The sequence below is a fragment of the Reinekea blandensis MED297 genome, from assembly GCF_000153185.1.
Classification (GTDB): Bacteria; Pseudomonadota; Gammaproteobacteria; order Pseudomonadales; family Natronospirillaceae; genus Reinekea; species Reinekea blandensis.
Genome location: NZ_CH724149.1, coordinates 863,473 through 885,527 on the forward strand (window position 1 = coordinate 863,473; position 22,055 = coordinate 885,527).

Genomic DNA, 22,055 nt, shown 5'->3' on the forward strand with positions numbered 1-22,055 from the left:
TCGCCAAATTTTAAAATCTCCGGCGACTGGTAGGTCGTCGGGTCGCCTGAAACCGGTGTTCCAGGCCTCTGATAGGCCACTGCAGCGAAGGAATAGACAATGATTGACGAAATCAAACAGGAAACAGAGACGCATAACCGCAAAGCGATTGCGGCGTTGGATGACGCTTTCAATAAAATCCGGACCGGACGGGCTAACCCGGCCATTCTGGATAAGATCTCAGTGGATTATTACGGCACTGATACGCCGATCAAGCAAGTCGCGAACATCATCGTCGAAGACGGCCGGACGCTTTCAATTGTGCCATGGGAAAAGAACATGGTTCCCGAAGTCGAAAAGGCCATCATGAAAAGCGACCTCGGTCTGAACCCTGCCACGGCCGGGTCTAACATCCGTATTGTGATGCCGATGTTAACCGAAGAAACCCGCAAAGAGTTCATCAAAGTGGCGCGTGGTGAGGCAGAGAAAGCCCGGGTTTCCATTCGTAACGGTCGTCGTGATGCTAACTCGGCGGTGAAAGAGCTGGTTAAAGAAAAAGAGCTGTCTGAAGACGAAGGTAAGCGCGCTGAAGAAGACATCCAGAAGCTGACCGATGCCGCCATTGCTCAGGTCGATAAGCATCTGACCGAAAAAGAAGCGGACCTGATGAAAGTCTGAAGCAAACGCAGACAAAAAAGGCTGCACAGGTGCCTGTGCTGCCTTTTTTTGTATTTACAGAACGCACTGACTCATGGATGAAGACAAGAGCCTGATATGACTGACATTGACACACAATTAGCCGTTCCTAGGCACTTGGCCATCATTATGGATGGCAATAATCGCTGGGCCAAAAAGCGGCTGCTGGGCGGGATCGCCGGACATAAAGCGGCTGTCAGCACGGTTCGTATGGTGGTTGAAGAGTCGGCTCGAGCGGGTGTTGAAGTCTTGACGCTGTATGCGTTCAGCTCGGAAAACTGGCGCCGGCCTCAGGATGAGGTCAACGCGCTGATGGACCTGTTTTTGATGGCGTTGAATCGCGAAGTGAAAAAGCTGGTACGCAATAACCTTCGTCTGGTCGTTATTGGTGATAAATCCGGGTTTTCGCCATCTATACAAAAAGCCATCGCGAAAGCTGAAGCCGATACGGCGTCGAATACCGGCATGGTGTTGGCCATTGCCGCTAACTATGGTGGTCATTGGGACATTGCTCAGGCGGTGCGTAAGCTTGCTCACCGTGTCGAAGCCGGTGAGTTGAAGGCTGAAGATATTGATGAGAATGCCATCTCAAACGAGGTGATGCTGGCGGGGTTGCCAGTGCCGGACCTGTGTATCCGCACAGCGGGCGAACAACGAATTTCCAATTTTCTGCTCTGGCAAATGGCCTATACAGAATTTTACTTTACCCCAGAGTTCTGGCCGGATTTTAATCGTGAGTCATTGTACGAAGCCTTTGCTTCGTACTCGTCACGAGTTCGAAGATTCGGCCGAACCGATGAACAATTAGAACAAGAGAACTGAGTTAATGCTGTTACAGCGCATCATCACTGCACTGGTGCTGGCCCCTTTGATGTTGGCCGGCATCTATTTGCTGCCCGATCTTTATTTTCGCGGATTTATCGGAATCATTGTCTTATTGGGTGTCTGGGAATGGGCAAACATGTCAGGCCTGACCGGGAGCGCACAAAAACTTGCGATCCTGGCGCTGACGGCGGTTCTGTTGCTGATCCCTCATCTGTTCATTCCTGTTGCTGATACCCTTTGGATTGTGGCCGTTTTAGCGGCATTGCTCTGGTGGTTGGTGGCGATTGTTGTCGTGTTCCGTTTTCCTGATGGTGCCGCCTGGCTGGGCTCGCGTTCTCTGCGTTTATTGGTCGCCATTCCGGTGCTGGGCGGTTTCTGGATGGGACTGGTCTGGCTGAAAAATCAACCCGATTCGTTACTCTTGTTGACCTGGCTGATGTTGCTCGTCTGGGGCGCCGACATTGGGGCCTACTTTGCGGGGCGCCTTTTGGGACGGCGTAAGCTCGCTCCGAAAGTCAGCCCCGGAAAAACATGGGCCGGCGTCTATGGGGGCATGCTGACATCCATTCTGGTTTCCGTCGTGATTGCGCATTTCTACCTGCAGGATCACAGCGTCCGCGGCTGGACCTGGTTATTGCTTTTGTCGGCGGCCATCGTTGCTTTATCGGTGATTGGCGATCTGTTCGAGTCTTTAATGAAGCGAAACCGGGGGATTAAAGACAGCAGTGCGCTTTTGCCGGGACATGGTGGGGTGTTGGATCGCATTGATAGCCTGTGTGCGGCGACACCTCTGTTTGTCTTGCTTTGGTTTGTGTTGTCGGTTGTTTGATGGCTACGTCGGTGCAGAACATTACGATTCTCGGTGCGACGGGATCAATCGGTCAGAACACGCTGGATGTCATTCATCGGCATCCGGAACGCTATCGGGTTCATGCCCTGAGTGGTCATTCTAATATGACGCAACTGGCCCGGGACGTTGATCGTTTTGCGCCGGATGTCGTTATTGTGCCAACCGCAGAGCGCCGCAAAGAATTACTGGACCGTTTGAGTCGTCCTGCTCCAGAGATCCGAACTGGCGAGCAGGCTCTGGTCGATGTCGCCGGTTCATCTGACGCCGATGCGGTCATGGCCGCCATTGTGGGCGCTGCCGGACTGGAGTCCTCGATTGCGGCGGCACGGGCCGGCCGCAAGTTGCTGTTGGCCAACAAAGAGAGTCTTGTGGTGGCGGGGCGTCTGTTGATGGAGGCTGTTCAGGCTGGCGGCGCCACCTTACTGCCCATTGATAGTGAACATAATGCGATTTTCCAATGTTTACCGGAAGGTCGAGTACAATCGGGTGTTGAGTCCGTTTTGTTAACAGCCTCCGGCGGACCGTTTCGGGACGCGAGCATGGAGCAGCTGATCCATGTGACACCCGATCAGGCCGTGGCGCATCCGAACTGGTCAATGGGTCGGAAAATCTCAGTTGATTCAGCGACGTTGATGAACAAGGGTCTGGAGCTGATTGAAGCGTGCTGGCTGTTTGGTCTGCAGCCTTCCGATATTGAGGTTGTCATTCATCCGCAGAGTGTTATTCATTCCATGGTTCGATACGTGGACGGCTCCGTCATTGCGCAGATGGGTGCTCCGGATATGCGTACGCCGATTGCCTACGGATTGGCCTATCCGGAGCGAATCGCCAGTGGTTCTGACCGTCTGGCTTTCAATGAGTTGCTGTCGTTGAACTTTGATCAGCCTGATCGAGAACGTTTTCCCTGCTTGCGCCTGGCTGAAGAAGCCTTTGACGCCGGCGGCACCGCACCGGCCATTCTGAATGCAGCAAATGAAGAAACGGTTGCGGCGTTTCTGGAAGGATACATTGGTTTTACGGATATCGGACGCATCAATGAAGCGGTTTTATGCGAAACTGAGCACCAACAGGTGCACTCGGTCGAGCAGCTGAGAGCCGTCGATCAAATGGCCAGAGAGTGCTGTCGTTCTCTGGTTGCCAAGTTCGGAGTCTGATTATGCTGAACTCAATTTTTGGATTGATTCTTGCGCTGGGAATTCTGGTTACGATACATGAGTATGGGCACTTTTGGGTTGCCCGTCGCTGTGGCGTTCGGGTTCTGCGGTTTTCAGTCGGGTTTGGTAAGCCAATCTGGTCCTGGATGGATCGTCATGGTACTGAGTTTGCGGTTGCCTGGATCCCTCTGGGTGGCTACGTCAAGATGCTGGATGAACGTGAGGGCGAGGTGCCGGACGATCAGCGTCATGAGGCATTTAACAGTAAAACCCCGGCACAGAAAATCGCCATCGCCCTGGCCGGTCCGTTAGCGAATGTTTTATTTGCGTTCTTTGCCTATGGCGTGATGTACACGGTGGGTGTTCAGGATCTTAAGCCGATCGTTGATGCGCCCCGAACCGGATCATTGACTGAGGGGTACGATATTGTGGCCGGCGATCGGGTGTTGTCGGTCGATGGTGAAACCGTAGACTCCTTTACCGAACTTGGTTTGGCTCTGGCGTCACGGGTGGGTGATACCGGGGCGGTGGAACTGACACTTGCCCGGAATGGTCAGCGCGTTGAACATTCGATTCCGATTGATCGCTGGCTGGCAAGCTCAGCCTCGCCCAACCCGGTTCAGGACTTCGGCCTGTTACCGAGGTTGCCCAACTTTCCGGCGGTTATTTCCCGTGTCGAGTCCGGTGGTGCCGCCGAACGCGCCGGTTTGCAGGCTGGTGATAGAGTTGTTGCCGTGGATGGCACGTCGATGACCGGCTGGGAGCAGTGGGTGTCGGTCGTTCGGGAGCGCCCGGACGACACACTGGACGTGACCATTGATCGTGAAGGGATCAATCAAACCATCAGGCTCACACCGGCTGCACGCACCTTGGAGGATGGCCAGGTCATTGGTTATGTCGGTGCGGCGGCACAAGCCCCTCAATGGCCGGACGAACAGCGCATGACGACCCGCTATTGGCCATTACAGGCATTGACACGCGGAGTGGCTGACACGCTCGATATGGTGGCTCTGAGTTATCAGATGCTGGGTAAAATGGTGACGGGTCAGGTTTCCTTGCGTCAGGTAGGTGGGCCGATTTCCATGGCACAGATGGCCGGTACCTCCATCGGGTCCGGGTTTGAAGCCTTTGTCAGCTTTCTGGCTCTGATCAGTATCAGTCTCGCCATCGTGAACCTATTGCCGGTTCCCGTGCTGGATGGCGGACATGTGGTCATGCATGGTCTGGAATGGCTTAAAGGCGGACCGCTGTCGGATCGTGTTCAGATGATCGGGGCACAATTAGGTCTGGCGTTTATCGCCACACTGATGTTTCTGGCCTTTGTGAATGACATTGGTCGCTTATTGTAAAGACGGTTTCATGGGGGCTTGCTTCTGGACAGAATGCCTGCCGTTTCGTATTCAGGATAAGAAGGTAACAAAACTTGGGAGTCGTTCGAAATACAATCGCTATCGCCTTGCTGACGGCCATGTCAGCGGTAGCACTGGCTGAATCGTTTGTTGTAGAAGAAGTTCGGGTAGAGGGGCTGCAGCGGGTATCGTTGGGCAGTGTGCTCGCAGAACTGTCATTGAACCAGGGCGACCGGGTCGACGAAGCGGACGCATCCGAATGGCTGAGAGACGTGTATTCGACGGGTTACTTCTATGATGTCCGTGTAGAGCGTTCAGGAAACTCGCTAGTCTTTGTGGTGATAGAGCGCCCTGCTATTGAATCGATTTCCTTTGATGGTAACTCGACGATTCCGACGGAAACGCTGGAGCGCGTTTTTGAAGATGTTGGTCTGGCCGAAGGAGAAATTTACAGTCAGTCGCTGCTGGAAAACATTCAACTGGAGCTCGAGAAACAATACGGCTTACAGGGGCGCTATAACGCAACCGTGGTTGAAGAGATTACCGCGTTGACCCGTAACCGGGTCAAGGTTCATCTCGACATCCAGGAAGGGCCGGTAGCTCGGGTTGAACATTATCAAATTGTTGGCAATCAGGTGTTTTCTACGGCTGAGTTGCGTGACACCCTGAACATGGCCGAAGCCGACTCGATTCCTTTTTGGAAGGTCCTTTCCAAAGCCGATAATTACTCCAAAGCGGCATTGACCGGCGACGTGCAGCGATTGGAAGACTTTTACTTCGATCGTGGCTATCTGGATTTCTCCGTCGTTTCACAGCAGGTATCCATTTCCGAAAATAAAGCTGACATCACCGTCGCCTTGAATATCCGTGAGGGTGTGCCTTATGACGTGGCTTCTGTTGAAGTTGTTGGCGATCTGAAAGGGCTTGATGACGACATTTTACAGCAGGTGTCTATTGAAGCCGGACAAACCTACTCTCGCGTCAAGGTCAATGACAGCGTACGTAACATCAAGTCGCTTCTGGGTGAAAACGGCTATGCCTTCGCGCAAGTCAGAGACTTCCGTCAACCGCAGGCTGAATCACAAACGGTCGATGTCGTCATCCAGGTAAACCCCGGTAAGCCGGTGTACATTAACCGGATCATCATACAGGGCAATACGGCAACCAACGATGAGGTCATCCGCCGGGAGTTGAGACAGCTTGAGCGGGCGCTGGTGATAAACGATAAGATTCGCCAGTCCCAGGCGCGGCTCGAACGACTGGGGTACTTTACCCGGGTCAATATAGAAACGCAGACGATTCCCGGTCGAGATGATCTGGTCGATCTGCTCGTGACCGTTGCCGAAGCCAAGGATTCCCAGATTAATATTGCCGGAGGGTATGCGGCGGGTTCGGGTTTCTTTGGCGAGTTTTCAGTGCAGCAGAATAATTTTGCCGGCATGGGGGTCGACTTTTCGGCGGGCATCACGGTTAACGAGTCCACACAAAACTATCAGCTTTCCGTCGATAATCCCTACTTCACCATTGATGGCGTCAGCCTGGGCGCGGATTTGTATTACAAAAATTCAGATTACAGTGAAACCACCTTTGGTACCTACGCCACCAACAGTTATGGCGGACGGATTAATCTGGGTTATCCGATCAGCGAGAATCAGCGAGTCAGCTACGGTCTGGGATACAGCCGGGATGAACTCTTCCTGAGCGATACCTCGGCAACACTCGAGATGACGGATTTTCGTGAGCAAAACGGCGATGAATATAACATTGCAACAGCCTTGTTTGGTTGGAACTACAATACCCTCAACGGCACGCTTAAAGCCGATGATGGATCGTCTTTGAGTTTTAATGCTGAAGTGGCAACTCCGGCGGGTGATCTTAACTACTACCGATTGACTGCGGCCGGTCAGACGTACATCAACTTTGCTGATAATCTGGCATTGCGCTTCCATTCGGATGTTGGTTACGGTGGCGGTTATGGTGACAACAACCGGCTGCCTTTCTATAAAAACTTTTACTCGGGCGGCGCCCGGTCTGTTCGCGGCTTCCGAAACGGTTCTCTGGGGCCAGTGGGTACAGCACCGTTGGGTGAAGACAATCTGCCAGCATTTGACGCCAGTCCTATAGGCGGCAACATCAAACTGGAAGCGGGTACTGAGTTGCTGATTCCCACGCCTTTTGCGCAGAATCAGGACGCTTTCCGAACGGCGCTGTTTGTTGATGCAGGTAATGTATTCACGGATCAGTGTCGAGCGGACAACCCGAATTGCGAAAACGGGGTAGACCTGTCAGAGATTCGTTTGTCGGCTGGGGTTGATGTCACCTGGATTACCGCCATCGCGCCGCTGAGCTTCAGTTACGCCTGGCCGCTTAACGCGAAAGACGATGATCTGACCACCAACTTTGCATTCAATATCGGCATTTCATATTGATGCCGCCAAAGGAGAGAACTGTATGTTTAATCGAGCGATAGCCATCCTGACTCTGACTGCCGGCCTGGCGTTATCCGCTGGTACCGTTCAGGCAGAAACAGACATTGTTGTGATGAATTATCAAGCCGTGCTGTTCAACAGTGCGGCCGCAGCCGATGCCCAGACCAGTCTGAATGAAGTTCTCAGACCCGGTCAGGATCAGCTGAATGACATTGCCCAGCAGATTCAGACCCGTCAGTCCCGTCTGGAAACGGATAAGGACATTCTGACCGAAGCCGAGGTGCAGACGTTTCAACAGGAGCTTCAGGTTCTGGCGGCCAATCAGGCACAGCTATCCAATCGGATCCAACAGGTTCAGCAGCAAAAGCAACAAGAGTTCATTGAACAGTATCGTCCGGCAATTCGGGAAGTGGTCTCGGCGTATGTTGAAGCGAATGGTGTATCGTTGGTGATTGATAGCCAGGCTGTACTTTGGAACGAAGATGTTCCAGATATTACCGAAACCGTCATGGCCGCGTTCGATGAGTGGTATGAGTCACAGGCCGAGTCGAACAGTCCGACTGAGTAAATTCTAAGGAGTCGCCATGTTGAAACTGGCAGATATTGTTCGGGTGGCCGGCGAGGTGCGACCGATTGAGGACGCCATGCTGGAGACCGTTATTCAGGCCGCAGCACCCTTGGATAAAGCCTCCGAAGGGGACCTGTCCTTTTTATCCAGCGCTAAGTATCGACGGGATCTGGCAGCAACAGCCGCCAGTGCCGTATTTCTGAGCGAGAAGGAAGTGGAACATTGCCCGGAAGGCACCATCGCACTGGTTGTGGCGGACCCTTACCTGGCGTATGCCCGCGCGTCTCATCTGTTTGATCAGCGCCCAAAGTTGACCTCGATTCATCCCAGCGCCGCGGTCGATCCATCAGCAACCCTAGGTGAGGGCGTGGCTATTGGCGCCAATGCGGTTGTTTGTGCCGGCGTTCAGTTGGCTGACGGCGTTGAAGTCGGGCATGGGTGTGTTGTTGAAGACAACACCGTGATCGGTGCGCGTACGGTCCTTCGACCAAACGTCACCATCCAGCATGATTGTATCATCGGCGCCGATTGTGTGTTCCAAAGCGGAGTGGTCATTGGTGGCAGTGGTTTCGGGTATGCGCCGAATCAGGGCCGCTGGCAGGCCATTGCGCAACTGGGACGGGTGGTGATTGGTGATCGCGTTGAGGTTGGCGCGAACTCGACCATTGACCGTGGCGCTATTGAGGACACCGTTATCGCCGACGATGTCATCATCGATAATCTGGTTCAGCTGGGTCATAACGTGCGCATTGATGAAGGTGTGGCGATGGCGAGTCAGGTGGGCATCTCGGGCAGCACCCATGTTGGTGCCGGCTGCACCATTGCCGGACAGGCAGGGTTCGCCGGGCACATTGATATTGCTGCCGGCAGTCACTTCACCGGCCGGGCGATGGTCACTAAGGGCACCAAAGAACCTGGTCTATACTCCAGCGGGTTGCCCGCAACGACGAACCGGGAATGGCGTAAGCAGATTGCCAGAATCCGTCAGCTGGAGTCCCTACAGACGCGTTTGCAGGCGTTAGAAAAAAAGTTATCAGGAGAAACCGGAGAATGACAGAAACTCTGCCGTTAGATATTGAGCAGATTAAAGCGCTGCTGCCACATCGCTACCCATTTTTGCTTTTAGATCGGGTGACTGAGATTGAACCGGGTGTCCGTATCTGTGGTTACAAAAATGTCTCAGCCAACGAAGCGCTGTTTCAGGGACACTTCCCGGATAAGGCGATTTTCCCAGGAGTGCTGATCTGTGAAGCCATGGCTCAGTTAACGGCAGTCTTTGGTTTTCTCGGTTCCGGTCATCGACCATCAGACGGCTATTTGTATCTGTTTGCCGGACTCGATAATGTCAAGTTCAAGCGTCAGGTGGTACCGGGTGATCGCTTGGATATGGAAGTCACATACGTGTCTGAGCGTCGTGGCATGTTGAAAGTATCTGCGAAGGCGACGGTTGACGGCCAGTTAGCCGCCAGCGCCGACATTCTGTGCGCTGAGCGTAAGGCGGACGCGTGATTCATTCGACCGCTATTATCGACCCCGCTGCACGCATCGCTGACGATGTGACCATTGGACCTTATGCGGTCATCGGACCGGATGTTGTGATTGGTGAAGGGACTGAAGTGGGCCCTCACACTGTGATCAAGGGCCCCACGGTTATCGGCAAACGCAACCGTATCTTTCAGTTTGCCAGTGTCGGCGAAGAGTGCCAGGACCTTAAATACAAGGGTGAACCGACCCGCTTGATCATTGGCGATGACAACACCATTCGTGAGTTTACCACACTGCAGCGCGGTACCATTCAGGACGCCGAAGAAACCCGCATCGGCAATCACTGCCTGTTTATGGCTTACAGCCATGTTGCCCATGACTGCATTGTGGGTGATCACGTTATCCTGGCCAACAGTGCTCAGGTTGCTGGCCATTGCGTGATTGATGATCACGCCATCCTTGGCGGTAATACCGGAGTTCACCAGTTCTGTCAGATTGGTACCCACGCCTTTGTTGGTGCCGGCTCTACCGTACTGAAAGACATTCCCGCGTTCGTGACCATGCAGGGTTATCCCGCCACGCCACATGGTATTAATGTTGAGGGCCTGAAGCGTCGGGGATATTCCCGGGACGCTATCAAAGCGCTGCGTCAAGCCTATAAAACTGTATATCGTGAAAGCAAAACCGTGACGGAAGCGATGGCTGAGCTGCATCCCATGGTTGCAGAGCACCCTGAACTGCAGGTGTTTATCGACAGTGTTGAACGATCTCGTCGAGGTATTGCGCGCTGATGGCGAAGCCCTTGAAAGTCGCTTTACTGGCGGGAGAGTCCAGTGGTGATACCTTAGGGGCGGGTCTGATGAAGGCTCTGAAAGCCCATTATCCGGATATTGAGTTTGCCGGTATTGGTGGACCCTTGATGGAAGCCGAAGGGTTGGTCAGTCGGGTTCCGATGGAGCGACTGTCCGTTATGGGCATTTCGGAAGTCCTCGGACGTCTGCCTGAGTTATTGAAAGTGCGCCGGGCGTTTTTTCAATGGTGCTGCCAATGGCAAGCGGATGTGTTCATTGGCATCGATGCGCCAGATTTCAATCTGGGTCTGGAAAAACGTTTGCGACGGGCCGGCATCCGAACCGTACACTATGTGTCACCATCGGTATGGGCCTGGAGAAAAGGGCGCATTCGAAAAATTCGTCAAGCCGTTGATCACATGCTGACCTTGCTGCCATTCGAGGCAGACTTCTATCAGCAGGAATCGATCCCGGTCACATTTGTCGGCCATACCATGGCTGATCGTCTTCCGATGAAGCCCGATACTCAGCAGGCAAGGCAGCAGTTTGAGCTGCTCTCAGATCAACCCGTTGTCGCCATGCTGCCCGGATCGCGATCTTCTGAGGTGTCTCGTTTATTACCGATATTTGCCGAGACCATGAGCGCCGTTGCCCAAGAGCTGCCAACGTTACAGGTTCTGATTCCGGCTGCAAACGAAGCCCGTAATCAGCAGATCACGCAGTGGCTGCAGGCACACTCACCCGGGTTTCACTATCAGGTGATCGACGGGCAAGCAGATGCTGTCATCACTGCCAGTGATGCCGTATTGGTGGCCTCAGGTACCGCGACATTACAAACCATGCTGCTGAAGAAACCCATGGTGGTGGCTTACCGCATGAGTGGCTTTTCTTACTGGCTGATATCGTCTCTGGCGACAACGGAGTGGGTATCGTTGCCTAATATACTTGAGCAGCGGTACTGGGTTCCAGAGCGGCTTCAGGAAGCCGCAACGCCAGAGCAACTGAGTGCAGATTTAAAGACGGCGCTGACCGACAAGGCCTACCGGCGCGCGTTCGTTGAACGGGCGGAACACTGGCATCAGTACATGGCCCGCAATGCCGATGAAGAAGCAGCCAAAGCGGTTTTGTCGCTGGTTACCCTATGACGCAGAATGGATTTGATTTCGGCGCTGAGCTGAGCCATGTGGCCGGGGTTGATGAGGTTGGTCGCGGTCCCTTGGCCGGCAAGGTAGTCACGGCGGCGGTCATTTTGGATCCGGCTCGCCCGATTGATGGCTTAAATGACTCGAAAAAGCTGAGCCCGGCTCGTCGACTCGCGCTAAGCCAACATATTCGTGAAAACGCGTTAAGCTATGCCGTTGCAGAAGCGAGTGTGGAAGAAATCGATGAACTGAACATTTTGGGTGCAACCATGCTGGCGATGCGTCGCGCAGTCGAGGCATTGTCGGTCGCACCGAACTTTTGTTTGATTGATGGCAATCGGTTGCCGCCGGGCTTACCGTGCCCCGCCGAAGCAATTGTAAAGGGCGACGGTTCCGTACCGGCGATATCCGCTGCCTCCATTCTGGCCAAGGTAACCCGCGATCAGCAGATGCTTGACCTTCACCAACAGCACCCTGAATATGGCTTTGATCAACACAAAGGCTACGGTACCGCGCAACATCTGGCAGCCTTGGTAAAGTTTGGACCTCTCAAAGAGCATCGGCGGTCTTTTGCACCGGTTCGAAAGCTCGTTGAAATTTCACAATAAGACACTGTTATGACTTCATTTGTACATCTGCGCCTTCATACCGAATATTCGCTGACGGACGGCATCGTCAGAATCAAAGATCTCATCAACCGAGCCAGTGAGCTGGAGTTTCCAGCGGTTGCCGTCACTGATATCAGTAACTTTTTTGGCTTGGTTAAGTTTTACAACGGCTGTCTCGGCGCTGGCATTAAACCGATTTTGGGCGCGGATCTGTATATCGAGAACCCCGATGACGACAATGCCCCGTTCCTGATGACGGTGCTGGCGATGAACGAGACCGGCTATCGGAATCTCACGGAACTCATTTCGGACGGCTTTCAGAAAAACCAAAAACATGATCGTGCTATCACCCGCGTGGAATGGTTAGCCGAAAAAAACGAAGGCCTCATTGTCTTGTCTGGTGCCCGATTGGGCGATGTCGGTTACGCGTTGCTGCGGGGCAACAACGATCGCGCGGAATCTCTGGTGCAGCATTGGAAATCAGTGTTTGGCGATCGTTATTATCTGGAGTTGCAACGGACAGGTCGTGATCAGGATGAGTCTTTGGTGCAAGGTGCAGTGGCTCTGGGTCGGAAGTATGGCGTTCCGGTGGTCGCGACCAACGATGTGATGTTCCTGACCCGGGAAGACTTTGAGGCGCACGAAACCCGGGTCTGCATTAATGACGGCGTCACCATTGACGACCCTAAGCGGCCTCGCCGCTATGCTGAAGAACAGTATCTGAAATCCTCCGATGAGATGACCGAGTTGTTTCGGGACATCCCTCAAGCGTTGGAAAACTCGGTGCTTATCGCGCAGCGATGCTCGGCCACCGTTCAGCTAGGTAAGTACTTCCTGCCCGATTATCCGGTGCCCGAAGGCCTCACCATGGATGACTATTTTCGTCAGTTGTCCGCTGAGGGCCTTGAACGTCGATTGGCTGTGGCATTAGACCCGAAGCAACCGGATTTCGAAGAGCGCCGCCAGCAGTATTTTGATCGACTCAAGTTCGAACTCGATATCATCATTCAGATGGGGTTTCCGGGTTACTTCCTGATCGTGATGGACTTTATCCGGTGGGGCAAAAACAACGGCGTTCCTGTTGGACCGGGCCGGGGCTCCGGTGCAGGCTCGCTGGTGGCTTGGGTGCTCGATATTACCGACCTCGACCCGATTGAATACGATCTGCTGTTTGAGCGCTTTCTAAACCCTGAGCGGGTTTCGATGCCGGACTTTGACGTGGACTTCTGTATGGAAGGTCGCGAACGCGTGATTAATTATGTGGCTGAAACGTACGGACGACAGGCCGTCTCTCAGATTGTGACCTTCGGGACCATGGCTGCGAAAGCGGTGGTACGCGACGTGGCTCGGGTTCAGGGCAAACCCTTTGGCCTGGCCGACAAACTGTCGAAACTGATTCCGCCTGACCCGGGCATGAAGCTGACCAAAGCCCTGGACGAGGTGGCGGAGCTGAAGGAGTTCCTGGAAGAGGACGAAGAAGCGGCTGAAATCTGGGAAATGGCCCTGAAGCTCGAGGGTATTACCCGGCAAACCGGTAAACACGCCGGCGGCGTGGTGATTGCCCCCACCAAACTGACGGACTTTTCGCCGCTGTTGTGCGAAGAAGACGGCACGGGATTGGTCACTCAGTATGATAAAAATGACGTGGAAGCGGCTGGCCTGGTGAAGTTCGACTTCCTCGGTCTGCGGACCCTGACCATCATTGACTGGGCATTGAAAATCATCAATCCGCGGCTCGAAGCTCAGGGTAAAGAACCCATCGATATTGCCCACATTCCGCTGGATGACGCCGCGTCTTTTGAACTGTTGCAACAGGCGAAAACCACCGCTGTGTTTCAGCTCGAGTCCCGGGGGATGAAAGATCTGGTGATGCGTCTGCAGCCAGACTGCCTGGAAGACATGATCGCCCTGGTGGCGTTGTTCCGGCCCGGTCCTCTGCAGTCCGGCATGGTCGATAACTTCATTAACCGTAAGCACGGTCGGGAAGAACTGTCATATCCGGACTCGCAATATCAGCATGAGTGGCTGGAGCCGATTCTGGCGCCAACCTATGGGATTATTCTGTATCAGGAACAGGTGATGCAGATCGCCCAGGTCCTTGCCGGTTATACGCTGGGCGGCGCAGACATGCTGCGTCGAGCCATGGGTAAGAAAAAGCCCGAAGAGATGGCCAAGCAGCGTGCCATTTTTGAAGAAGGCGCCATCGGCAAGGGGGTGGATGGCAACCTGGCCATGAGAATCTTTGACCTGGTGGAAAAATTTGCCGGCTATGGTTTTAACAAGTCGCACTCCGCCGCCTATGCTCTCGTGTCCTATCAGACTCTGTGGCTCAAAACTCACTACCCGGCCGCCTTCATGGCCGCGACCATGTCATCGGAACTTCAGAACACCGAAAAAGTGGTGATCTTTGTCGAAGAGTGTCGACAGATCAACATCGATGTCCTGCCGCCAGATGTGAATGCCGGCGATTACTACTTCACGGTTAACGAACAAGACCAGATCATTTACGGTCTTGGTGCGATCAAAGGCGTAGGCGAGGGGCCGGTGGAAGCCATCGTAAATGCCCGTCGCAGTGGTGGTCCGTTTAAAGACCTGTTTGATTTTTGTGAGCGCATTGATCCGAAAAAGGTCAATAAGCGCTCCATTGAAGCGTTGATCAAGGCGGGTGCTCTGGATTCGATCGGTCCCAATCGACAGTTGATGCTGGAAGCGACGCCGGACGCCGTCAAGACCGCAGAGCAGAGCGCCGCCAACGCAGCGGCCGGTATGATGGACATGTTTGGCGCGATTGAAGCTGAAGAAACCGGTGATGTGTATGAGCCGTACGCGCATGTTCGGGAATCGACGCTGAAAATCAGACTGGCCGGCGAAAAAGATACTTTGGGTCTGTATCTGACAGGTCACCCCATCGATGAGTTCGAAAATGAAGTCCGTCAGGTGGCGACGTTACGGCTTGGTGAGCTGGATGGTTCGGCTGAGGAACTGAAACGGGCGCGCAGAGGTAATATCAAGACCCTCGCGGGTCTGGTGATGGGCGTACGAACGCGGCAAACCCAACGTGGTGACACCATGGCCATTGTCACTTTGGATGACCGGACCGGTCGGATCGAAATGACATTGTTCGGTGATGTTTATACTGAGTTTAAAGACCTCATCGTCCCGGACACCGTCATTGTGGTGGAAGCCGAAGCTGGTTGGGACGATTACAATGATCGCCCCAGAATACGGGCTCAACGGGTTTATACACTGGTCGAAGCTCGTCAGGCGCTGATCAAAGGTATTGAGTTCCGAGTCCAGCAGGAAGCCTCCCGGGATTTCCTGAATCGATTGCAGCCAATCCTTCGTGCCGATTTGCCGGAAGATCAGGGTTGCAAGGTCTGGATTGCTTACCGCAATGACCGGGCAAACGGGATGATTGAGCTCGGCGGGGATTATCGGATTCCTCTCGAAGATGAGGTGCTGCACCAGCTGAAAACTGAGTTTGGTGACGACCAGTATCGGTTCCGGTACTGAGCCTTGAGCGTTGGCTTGGTCATTTGTTCTGGCGCACGGCGCAATAACGGATGACTATTGTTTACTTTTGTTCATAGCTCAATCGACACCGGGCCTCTTGCTCGGTGTCGGACAACCCATTAGTCTGATCCGAATACTGATAAAACGTCTCAATAGAGCTGAAACGCCCAACAGTGTTGATCAGGGCATCAGCCGACATAGGAATAGACATGAATCCGGATTATTTAGAATTTGAGCAGCCAATTGCTGAACTGATCGCCAAAATTGATGAGCTTCGCCTGGTTGGTCACCGAAACGATCTGAACATTTCCGGTGAGATCGATAAGCTCAGCACTCAGTCACGCAAGTTGACAGAGCAGATTTACAGTAAGTTAAGCTCCTGGCAGGTGTCACAGGTTGCCCGTCATCCCCGACGTCCTTATACCCTGGATTATATTGAGCGGATATTTACCGATTTCGATGAGCTGCATGGTGATCGTCACTATGCAGACGATGCTGCGATTGTCGGTGGAACGGCTCGGCTGAATGGTGAGCCTGTCATGGTCATCGGGCATCAGAAAGGACGTGAAGTTGCGGAAAACGTACGACGCAACTTTGCGATGCCGCGGCCAGAAGGTTATCGCAAAGCATTGCGGCTGATGCAGCTTGCTGAACGGTTTAAGATGCCGGTCATCACCTTTATCAACACCATGGGCGCTTATCCGGGTATTGGTGCTGAAGAACGTGGTCAATCCGAAGCAATCGCTTATAATCTGTTGAAGATGTCCTCTCTTCAGGTGCCGATCATCTGTACGGTGATCGGGGAAGGCGGTTCTGGTGGGGCGTTGGCCATTGGTGTCGGGGACCGGGTGAACATGTTGCAATACAGCACCTATTCCGTTATTTCGCCGGAAGGCTGTGCCTCTATTCTCTGGAAAACAGCAGAGCGGGCATCGGATGCTGCCGAGGCAATGGGCATTACGGCGCCACGACTTAAAGAGTTGGGTTTGATAGACCATGTCATCAAAGAACCGCTCGGCGGGGCTCATCGTGATTACGATGAAATGGCCGCCAGCCTCAAGCAGACCTTAGAATCTCAGCTGGAGGCCCTGAAGACGTTGCCTCTGGATGATTTGTTGTCAACGCGTTACGAGCGTTTGATGTCTTACGGAGCTTGATCGAGCCCTGGAGCGCGTTCATGAACAGACTGCATGAGCGCGTAGCCTTCGGAATCAACGGTTTACCGATTGTTCGTTCCTGGCAGGCCGACTCATCTCCATTGTTGCCCTGATGAACAGGGCTGACCGGCCGGAGGTGCTGGGTGACGAACGCCATATCCACAACCTTTTCTCTCAACGAACCAATCGTCGGTGAAACGCTGGCGCTGGTATTGAATCGAGTGCTGGATGAGCACGAAGCCCTGGAAGGGGTGCCTGCTTATTTATTTGATATTGTGTTTCATGATGGCACTCGTGTCGGACAGATTGATTTACGGCTCAGTGACGCCGAGCCGTTGGTTCTTTATGGCGGTCAGGTTGGTTACGGCATCGATAAGGCCTATCGTGGTCACAGTTATGCCGTTGAAGCCTGTCGGTTGTTGAAAACAGTTGCGCTGGCTAATCACTACCATCAGCTCTGGATAACCTGTAATCCCGATAATCATGCTTCGATTCGAACTTGTGAAAAGCTTGGCGCGGTGTATGTGGAACGGCTGGCCGTTCCGCGAGGTTCCGAGTTGTGGCGACGCGGTGATCGTGAAAAACTTCGCTATTTGTGGCTGCTAGATTAGGATCGCGTGTCTGTGTCGTCCCTCCAAATTGAAAACATGTTCCTGGATTTGCAACGTGAGTTGCGTCGAAATTTTCAACCACCTGTCTATGTCGGATACTCCGGTGGCGTCGACTCTATTTTGCTCCTCTCATTGGCTTGCCAGGCCTATGGAGCCGATCAGGTTACGGCCATCCATGTTAATCATCAGGTGTCTGAGTTCGCGACACAATGGCAAGAGCACTGCGTCGCTCAGGCCGAGCAGTTAGGGTGTTCGTGTATCGTCCGCACTGTTGAGGTGGGTAATCGCGGGCAGGGCATCGAATCGGATGCCCGTGATCGTCGCTATGACGCGTTTGCCAATGTGATGCCCGAAGGCGGAACCCTGTTGCTGGGTCACCATCTTGACGACCAGATAGAAACTTTTTTTCTGCGACTGTTGCGCGGAGCTGGCCAGCATGGTCTTCAGGGGATGGTTCAGGAATCAAACCGGGATGGTTATCGAATCATTCGCCCGTTATTAACCACCAGTCGACAGGATATTGAACTCATGGCTCAGCATCATGGGTTGCGGTGGATTGACGACGAGTCGAATGAGGATACAAGGTTTGACCGCAATTTTCTCCGGCATGAGGTTTTACCGAAGATTGAGTCTCGCTGGCCGGGTTATCGGCAGCGCATTCTGCAGACGCAACAGCTGATCGCCGGGACGGAGACGTCGTCTGTTGATATGAGCGAAGCATTGGCGCACCGGTTGTCTCATGACCAGGGGCTAAAGATGGTGCAACTTGACGAGTTGAGTCGTGACCAGATCTTGTCGCTTTTGCATCAGTGGCTGACGACCGTGGGTCAGAAAGTTCCATCAAAAGCGCGACTGGAAGTCGTTCTCGATGAAGTTGTCCATGCCCGGCAAGATGCTCGACCTTCCGTCAGAATCGGCGAAGGCACTATCCAGCGACATGGACCGGCGTTGTACTGGGTGGCCGATTCGCCGCTTCCGTCGCAGGCACCTCTGGTTCAGATGGATGAGGCCTTGGTCTGGCCCGGCGTCGGATCGGTCCGTCTTAAGACGGTCACTGAAGGGCCCCGGTTGAGTGTCACACTGCCCGATTTATCTTTGCGGTTGAGGGCCGGGGGTGAAATGTTGCGTCCGCTTGGGCGTTCCCGATCAAGAGACTTGAAGCGCCTGTTACAGGAGTACCGCGTCAAACCGTGGTTGCGCGACCGGATGCCGCTACTGTTCAGCGGAAAAGAGTTGGTCGCCGCCGGCGATGAACTGATGTCCGCAGACCATCTGGCCGTTGGTGACAATCCCGGATTTGTGCTGGATTGGCAAAAATCCGATTGAGGATACCCCCCGTCTTTGCTATGCTGATCTCCCATCTTGAACAGCTCAATTCCTGATTTTAATTCCCAGTGACGCGCCCGCATCACCGGGATGGTTTTGTTTTTTAGATGGGATCTTCTATGACTCGTTATATATTCGTCACCGGCGGTGTGGTTTCCTCTTTGGGGAAAGGTATCGCTTCCGCTTCATTGGCTGCAATTCTGGAAGCTCGAGGCCTGAAGGTCACGCTGCTTAAGCTGGATCCCTACATCAATGTCGACCCGGGCACCATGAGCCCATTTCAACATGGTGAAGTCTTCGTTACTGAAGACGGCGCCGAAACCGACCTGGATCTGGGTCACTACGAACGCTTTGTGAATACCACCATGACCCGGCGCAATAACTTTACCACCGGTCGGATTTATCAGGATGTGCTGAAAAAAGAACGTCGTGGTGATTATCTTGGCGGTACGGTACAGGTTATTCCTCATATCACGGATGAAATCAAACGCCGGGTTATTGAAGGGGCGGGCGATGCGGATGTTGCGCTGGTCGAAATTGGCGGGACTGTCGGTGACATTGAGTCGCTGCCGTTTCTTGAGGCCGTACGTCAGTTAAAAGTGGAACTGGGCAGCCGACGCGCACTGTCAATGCATCTGACATTGGTGCCTTACATTGCCACAGCCGGTGAAGTGAAAACCAAGCCAACTCAGCACTCCGTAAAAGAGCTCCGTACCATTGGTCTGCAGCCGGATGTGTTGCTTTGTCGTTCTGAACGACCCATCGGTAAAACCGAATTACGAAAAATTGCCCTGTTTACCAACGTTGAAGAGCGCGCTGTTATCCCGTTGTTGGATGCTGACACCATTTACCGAATTCCGGGTATGTTGGCCAAGGCCGGACTGGATGCGTTCGTCGTGGAGCGTTTCGGTCTGGATTGCGAAACACCTGACTTATCCGATTGGGAAGACGTTACCGATCGAAAACTGAACCCGGACCGCGAAGTGACCATTGCCATGGTCGGTAAGTACATGGATCTTCTGGATGCATATAAGTCGTTGATTGAGGCGATTGATCACGCCGGTATCCGTTCCCGAACCAAAGTCAGCATCAAATACATCGATTCCGAAGAGCTGGAAAAGCAAGGCACCGGTTTGCTGGATGGCGTATCGGGTATTCTGGTACCCGGCGGATTTGGCCACCGGGGTGTCGAAGGAAAGATTCAGGCGGCCCGCTATGCCCGGGAGAACAAAGTGCCGTATCTGGGGATTTGCCTGGGTATGCAGGTGGCCGTCATTGAGTATGCCCGCAATGTCTGTGGCTTTGATGGCGCACACTCCACCGAGTTTGATCGCCAAAGCCGCCATCCGGTTGTCGGTCTGATTACCGAATGGATTGAGGCGGACGGTAAAGTGGTTGAGCGAGATGAAAGCACGGATCTGGGCGGCACGATGCGCCTGGGCGGTCAGGAGTGTCAGCTGGCCGAAGGCAGTCTTTCCCGTGATGCCTACGGTGAAGATCGAATCGTTGAGCGCCATCGCCATCGCTACGAAGTTAACAATCACTACGTTCAGGACCTGGAAAAAGCTGGTTTGCGCATTGCAGGTCGGTCTTCAGATGGCGCCCTGGTGGAAATCATTGAAAATCCGGACCACCCTTGGTTTGTTGCCTGTCAGTTCCATCCGGAGTTCACTTCAACGCCGCGAAAAGGGCATGGGCTATTTAGTGGTTTTATTTCAGCTGTGAACGATCATTCTCGATGAATGGTTGCCTCAGGCTCGCATTTTTTGGGTATATGCCTATAATGCGGGCCTAATTTGTAAGAAAACTACATTTTGATTGACCCTGAACAAGAATTTGTTCTGCCAAATCCGAACAATAGAGCCCGATTTGGTTTATTACTCAGGAGAGTTAAGCAATGGCAAAGATCGTAGAAATTAAAGCTCGTGAAATCATTGATAGCCGCGGTAACCCAACCGTTGAGGCGGATGTTGTTCTGGAAGGTGGTTTTAAAGGCCGTGCAGCGGCGCCATCCGGTGCATCAACAGGTTCCCGTGAAGCATTAGAACTGCGTGACGGTGACAAGAGCCGTTTCCTGGGTAAGGGTGTTACCAAAGCAGTTGACGCCGTCAATGGTCCGATTCGCGAAGCGCTGCTGGGCAAAGATGCTCTGGATCAGGCAGCGATCGACCAAGTCATGATTGACCTGGACGGTACCGAAAACAAGTCAAACTTCGGCGCAAACGCTATTCTGGCCGTGTCTCTGGCTAACGCCAAAGCCGCAGCTGAAGCCAAAGGCGTTGCTCTGTACGCTCACATCGCGGATCTGAACGGCACCAGCGGTCAGTACTCAATGCCTCTGCCAATGATGAACATCATCAACGGTGGTGAGCACGCTGACAACAACGTTGATATTCAGGAGTTCATGATTCAGCCAGTTGGCGCGAAAACCTTGAAGGAAGGCCTGCGCATTGGTGCGGAAGTGTTCCATAACCTGGCGAAAGTTCTTAAATCGAAAGGCCTGAACACCGCCGTTGGTGACGAAGGTGGCTTTGCTCCTAATCTGGAAAGCAATGCAGCAGCGTTGGCAGCGATTAAAGAAGCGGTTGAACAAGCAGGTTACGAGCTGGGCAAAGACGTGACCCTGGCTATGGACTGTGCGGCATCTGAGTTCTATGACAAAGAAGCTGGCAACTACAACATGAAAGGTGAAGGTAAAGTCTTCACCTCAGAAGAGTTCAACCTGTACCTGGAAGAACTGACCAAGCAGTTCCCGATCGTTTCGATCGAAGACGGCCTGGATGAGTCGGATTGGGACGGCTTTAAACACCAGACTGAACTGCTCGGCGGAAAAATCCAGCTGGTCGGTGATGACCTGTTTGTAACCAACACCAAGATCCTGAAAGAAGGTATCGAAAAAGGTGTAGCAAACTCTATTCTGATCAAGTTCAACCAGATTGGTTCTCTGACAGAAACGCTGGCTGCGATCAAAATGGCCAAAGACGCAGGCTATACGGCTGTGATTTCTCACCGTTCCGGTGAAACCGAAGACGCAACCATTGCTGACCTCGCGGTTGGTACCGCTGCAGGCCAGATCAAAACCGGTTCTATGAGCCGTTCTGACCGGGTTGCTAAATACAACCAGCTGATTCGTATCGAAGAAGAGCTGGGTGACAAAGCGCCATACCGCGGTCTGGCGGAAGTAAAAGGCCAGGCTTGATTCTCTGAGCTGAGAAAATAATCCGGTTATTTTAAAAAGGGGGCTTGGCTCCCTTTTTTTTATGCGTGAAAATGGCGTCTTCACCTGAAGAGAGCGGATATGAGACTGGTCCAGATTGCATTGCTGATACTGATTGTGTTGCTGCAGTATCGTTTTTGGTTTGCTGAAAACGGATACCTGGATCATCGTCGACTGTTGGATAGCGTGGCCGAAGAGCAGTCTCGGCTAGCTGCCCAGCAACGGATTAATGCTAATCTTCAGGCTCGCGTCGACGATCTTAAATCCGGCAATGACGCGATTGAAGAACTCGCGCGGCAGAACCTGGGGTTGATAAAACCCGGTGAAACCTTTGTTCTGATTGCTGATGAGTAAT

At 53.3% G+C, this 22,055-nt stretch carries 19 protein-coding genes; all 19 read left to right on the plus strand.

Going from position 1 to position 22,055, the window contains the following annotated elements; genetic code table 11:
- Nucleotides 1–99 precede the first annotated feature (99 nt).
- The 19 genes from frr (at nt 100) to MED297_RS04035 (ending at nt 22,054) form a co-directional block, all read left to right on the plus strand.
- Nucleotides 100–657, plus strand: a complete 558-nt coding sequence (frr, locus tag MED297_RS03945) for a ribosome recycling factor (protein ID WP_008042580.1) — start codon at nt 100–102, stop codon at nt 655–657.
- Between the two features lie 96 nt (nt 658–753).
- Nucleotides 754–1,497, plus strand: coding sequence for an isoprenyl transferase (locus MED297_RS03950; protein WP_040556430.1), 744 nt, complete (start codon nt 754–756; stop codon nt 1,495–1,497).
- A gap of 4 nt (nt 1,498–1,501) precedes the next feature.
- The gene (locus MED297_RS03955; RefSeq protein WP_008042582.1) at nt 1,502–2,329 is read left to right on the plus strand and encodes a phosphatidate cytidylyltransferase; all 828 of its coding nucleotides are present in this window, start codon (nt 1,502–1,504) and stop codon (nt 2,327–2,329) included.
- The gene (gene ispC, locus MED297_RS03960; protein WP_008042583.1) at nt 2,329–3,504 is read left to right on the plus strand and encodes a 1-deoxy-D-xylulose-5-phosphate reductoisomerase; all 1,176 of its coding nucleotides are present in this window, start codon (nt 2,329–2,331) and stop codon (nt 3,502–3,504) included. Before MED297_RS03955 ends, ispC begins: the two co-directional genes overlap by 1 nt.
- A gap of 2 nt (nt 3,505–3,506) precedes the next feature.
- Nucleotides 3,507–4,853 carry an RIP metalloprotease RseP gene (gene rseP / locus MED297_RS03965; RefSeq protein WP_008042585.1) on the plus strand — a complete coding sequence of 449 codons (1,347 nt, stop codon included), beginning with the start codon at nt 3,507–3,509 and terminating at the stop codon, nt 4,851–4,853.
- A gap of 74 nt (nt 4,854–4,927) precedes the next feature.
- Nucleotides 4,928–7,282: an outer membrane protein assembly factor BamA gene (gene bamA / locus MED297_RS03970; protein WP_040556432.1), complete on the plus strand. Its 2,355-nt coding sequence runs from the start codon at nt 4,928–4,930 to the stop codon at nt 7,280–7,282.
- Nucleotides 7,283–7,304: 22 nt separating this feature from the next.
- Nucleotides 7,305–7,850, plus strand: coding sequence for an OmpH/Skp family outer membrane protein (locus tag MED297_RS03975; RefSeq protein WP_008042588.1), 546 nt, complete (start codon nt 7,305–7,307; stop codon nt 7,848–7,850).
- 16 nt (nt 7,851–7,866) lie between these two features.
- Nucleotides 7,867–8,904 carry a UDP-3-O-(3-hydroxymyristoyl)glucosamine N-acyltransferase gene (lpxD, locus tag MED297_RS03980; protein ID WP_008042589.1) on the plus strand — a complete coding sequence of 346 codons (1,038 nt, stop codon included), beginning with the start codon at nt 7,867–7,869 and terminating at the stop codon, nt 8,902–8,904.
- Nucleotides 8,901–9,359, plus strand: coding sequence for a 3-hydroxyacyl-ACP dehydratase FabZ (gene fabZ, locus MED297_RS03985; RefSeq protein WP_008042590.1), 459 nt, complete (start codon nt 8,901–8,903; stop codon nt 9,357–9,359). Before lpxD ends, fabZ begins: the two co-directional genes overlap by 4 nt.
- Nucleotides 9,356–10,126, plus strand: coding sequence for an acyl-ACP--UDP-N-acetylglucosamine O-acyltransferase (gene lpxA / locus MED297_RS03990; protein WP_008042591.1), 771 nt, complete (start codon nt 9,356–9,358; stop codon nt 10,124–10,126). Before fabZ ends, lpxA begins: the two co-directional genes overlap by 4 nt.
- A complete protein-coding gene (lpxB, locus tag MED297_RS03995; protein WP_008042592.1) occupies nt 10,126–11,271 on the plus strand; it encodes a lipid-A-disaccharide synthase in 1,146 nt (381 codons plus the stop codon). The genes lpxA and lpxB overlap by 1 nt, the downstream gene beginning before the upstream one ends.
- Nucleotides 11,268–11,876 carry a ribonuclease HII gene (gene rnhB / locus MED297_RS04000; protein ID WP_008042593.1) on the plus strand — a complete coding sequence of 203 codons (609 nt, stop codon included), beginning with the start codon at nt 11,268–11,270 and terminating at the stop codon, nt 11,874–11,876. The genes lpxB and rnhB overlap by 4 nt, the downstream gene beginning before the upstream one ends.
- A 9-nt stretch (nt 11,877–11,885) precedes the next feature.
- Nucleotides 11,886–15,389 (plus strand): DNA polymerase III subunit alpha, encoded by a 3,504-nt coding sequence (gene dnaE / locus MED297_RS04005; RefSeq protein WP_008042594.1) that lies wholly within the window; start codon nt 11,886–11,888, stop codon nt 15,387–15,389.
- 209 nt (nt 15,390–15,598) lie between these two features.
- Entirely contained in the window at nt 15,599–16,546 is a 948-nt protein-coding gene (gene accA / locus MED297_RS04010) for an acetyl-CoA carboxylase carboxyl transferase subunit alpha (RefSeq protein ID WP_008042599.1), read from the plus strand.
- Nucleotides 16,547–16,689: 143 nt separating this feature from the next.
- Nucleotides 16,690–17,157, plus strand: coding sequence for a GNAT family N-acetyltransferase (locus MED297_RS04015; protein ID WP_008042600.1), 468 nt, complete (start codon nt 16,690–16,692; stop codon nt 17,155–17,157).
- 12 nt (nt 17,158–17,169) lie between these two features.
- Nucleotides 17,170–18,483, plus strand: a complete 1,314-nt coding sequence (tilS, locus tag MED297_RS04020) for a tRNA lysidine(34) synthetase TilS (protein WP_154650830.1) — start codon at nt 17,170–17,172, stop codon at nt 18,481–18,483.
- A gap of 119 nt (nt 18,484–18,602) precedes the next feature.
- Entirely contained in the window at nt 18,603–20,225 is a 1,623-nt protein-coding gene (locus MED297_RS04025; RefSeq protein WP_008042602.1) for a CTP synthase, read from the plus strand.
- A 155-nt stretch (nt 20,226–20,380) separates the two neighbouring features.
- Entirely contained in the window at nt 20,381–21,682 is a 1,302-nt protein-coding gene (eno, locus tag MED297_RS04030; protein WP_008042603.1) for a phosphopyruvate hydratase, read from the plus strand.
- Nucleotides 21,683–21,781: 99 nt separating this feature from the next.
- A complete protein-coding gene (locus tag MED297_RS04035; RefSeq protein ID WP_008042604.1) occupies nt 21,782–22,054 on the plus strand; it encodes a septum formation initiator family protein in 273 nt (90 codons plus the stop codon).
- The last annotated feature ends 1 nt before the right edge of the window (nt 22,055 follow it).

Excerpts from the sequence above, each read along its gene's own strand:
- frr (WP_008042580.1), top strand. The coding sequence starts at position 100 with ATGATTGACGAAATCAAACAGGAAACAGAGACGCATAACCGCAAAGCG.
- MED297_RS03950 (WP_040556430.1), top strand. The coding sequence starts at position 754 with ATGACTGACATTGACACACAATTAGCCGTTCCTAGGCACTTGGCCATC.
- MED297_RS03955 (WP_008042582.1), top strand. The coding sequence starts at position 1,502 with ATGCTGTTACAGCGCATCATCACTGCACTGGTGCTGGCCCCTTTGATG.
- ispC (WP_008042583.1), top strand. The coding sequence starts at position 2,329 with ATGGCTACGTCGGTGCAGAACATTACGATTCTCGGTGCGACGGGATCA.
- rseP (WP_008042585.1), top strand. The coding sequence starts at position 3,507 with ATGCTGAACTCAATTTTTGGATTGATTCTTGCGCTGGGAATTCTGGTT.
- MED297_RS03975 (WP_008042588.1), top strand. The coding sequence starts at position 7,305 with ATGTTTAATCGAGCGATAGCCATCCTGACTCTGACTGCCGGCCTGGCG.
- lpxD (WP_008042589.1), top strand. The coding sequence starts at position 7,867 with ATGTTGAAACTGGCAGATATTGTTCGGGTGGCCGGCGAGGTGCGACCG.
- fabZ (WP_008042590.1), top strand. The coding sequence starts at position 8,901 with ATGACAGAAACTCTGCCGTTAGATATTGAGCAGATTAAAGCGCTGCTG.
- lpxB (WP_008042592.1), top strand. The coding sequence starts at position 10,126 with ATGGCGAAGCCCTTGAAAGTCGCTTTACTGGCGGGAGAGTCCAGTGGT.
- rnhB (WP_008042593.1), top strand. The coding sequence starts at position 11,268 with ATGACGCAGAATGGATTTGATTTCGGCGCTGAGCTGAGCCATGTGGCC.
- dnaE (WP_008042594.1), top strand. The coding sequence starts at position 11,886 with ATGACTTCATTTGTACATCTGCGCCTTCATACCGAATATTCGCTGACG.
- accA (WP_008042599.1), top strand. The coding sequence starts at position 15,599 with ATGAATCCGGATTATTTAGAATTTGAGCAGCCAATTGCTGAACTGATC.
- MED297_RS04025 (WP_008042602.1), top strand. The coding sequence starts at position 18,603 with ATGACTCGTTATATATTCGTCACCGGCGGTGTGGTTTCCTCTTTGGGG.
- eno (WP_008042603.1), top strand. The coding sequence starts at position 20,381 with ATGGCAAAGATCGTAGAAATTAAAGCTCGTGAAATCATTGATAGCCGC.
- MED297_RS04035 (WP_008042604.1), top strand. The coding sequence starts at position 21,782 with ATGAGACTGGTCCAGATTGCATTGCTGATACTGATTGTGTTGCTGCAG.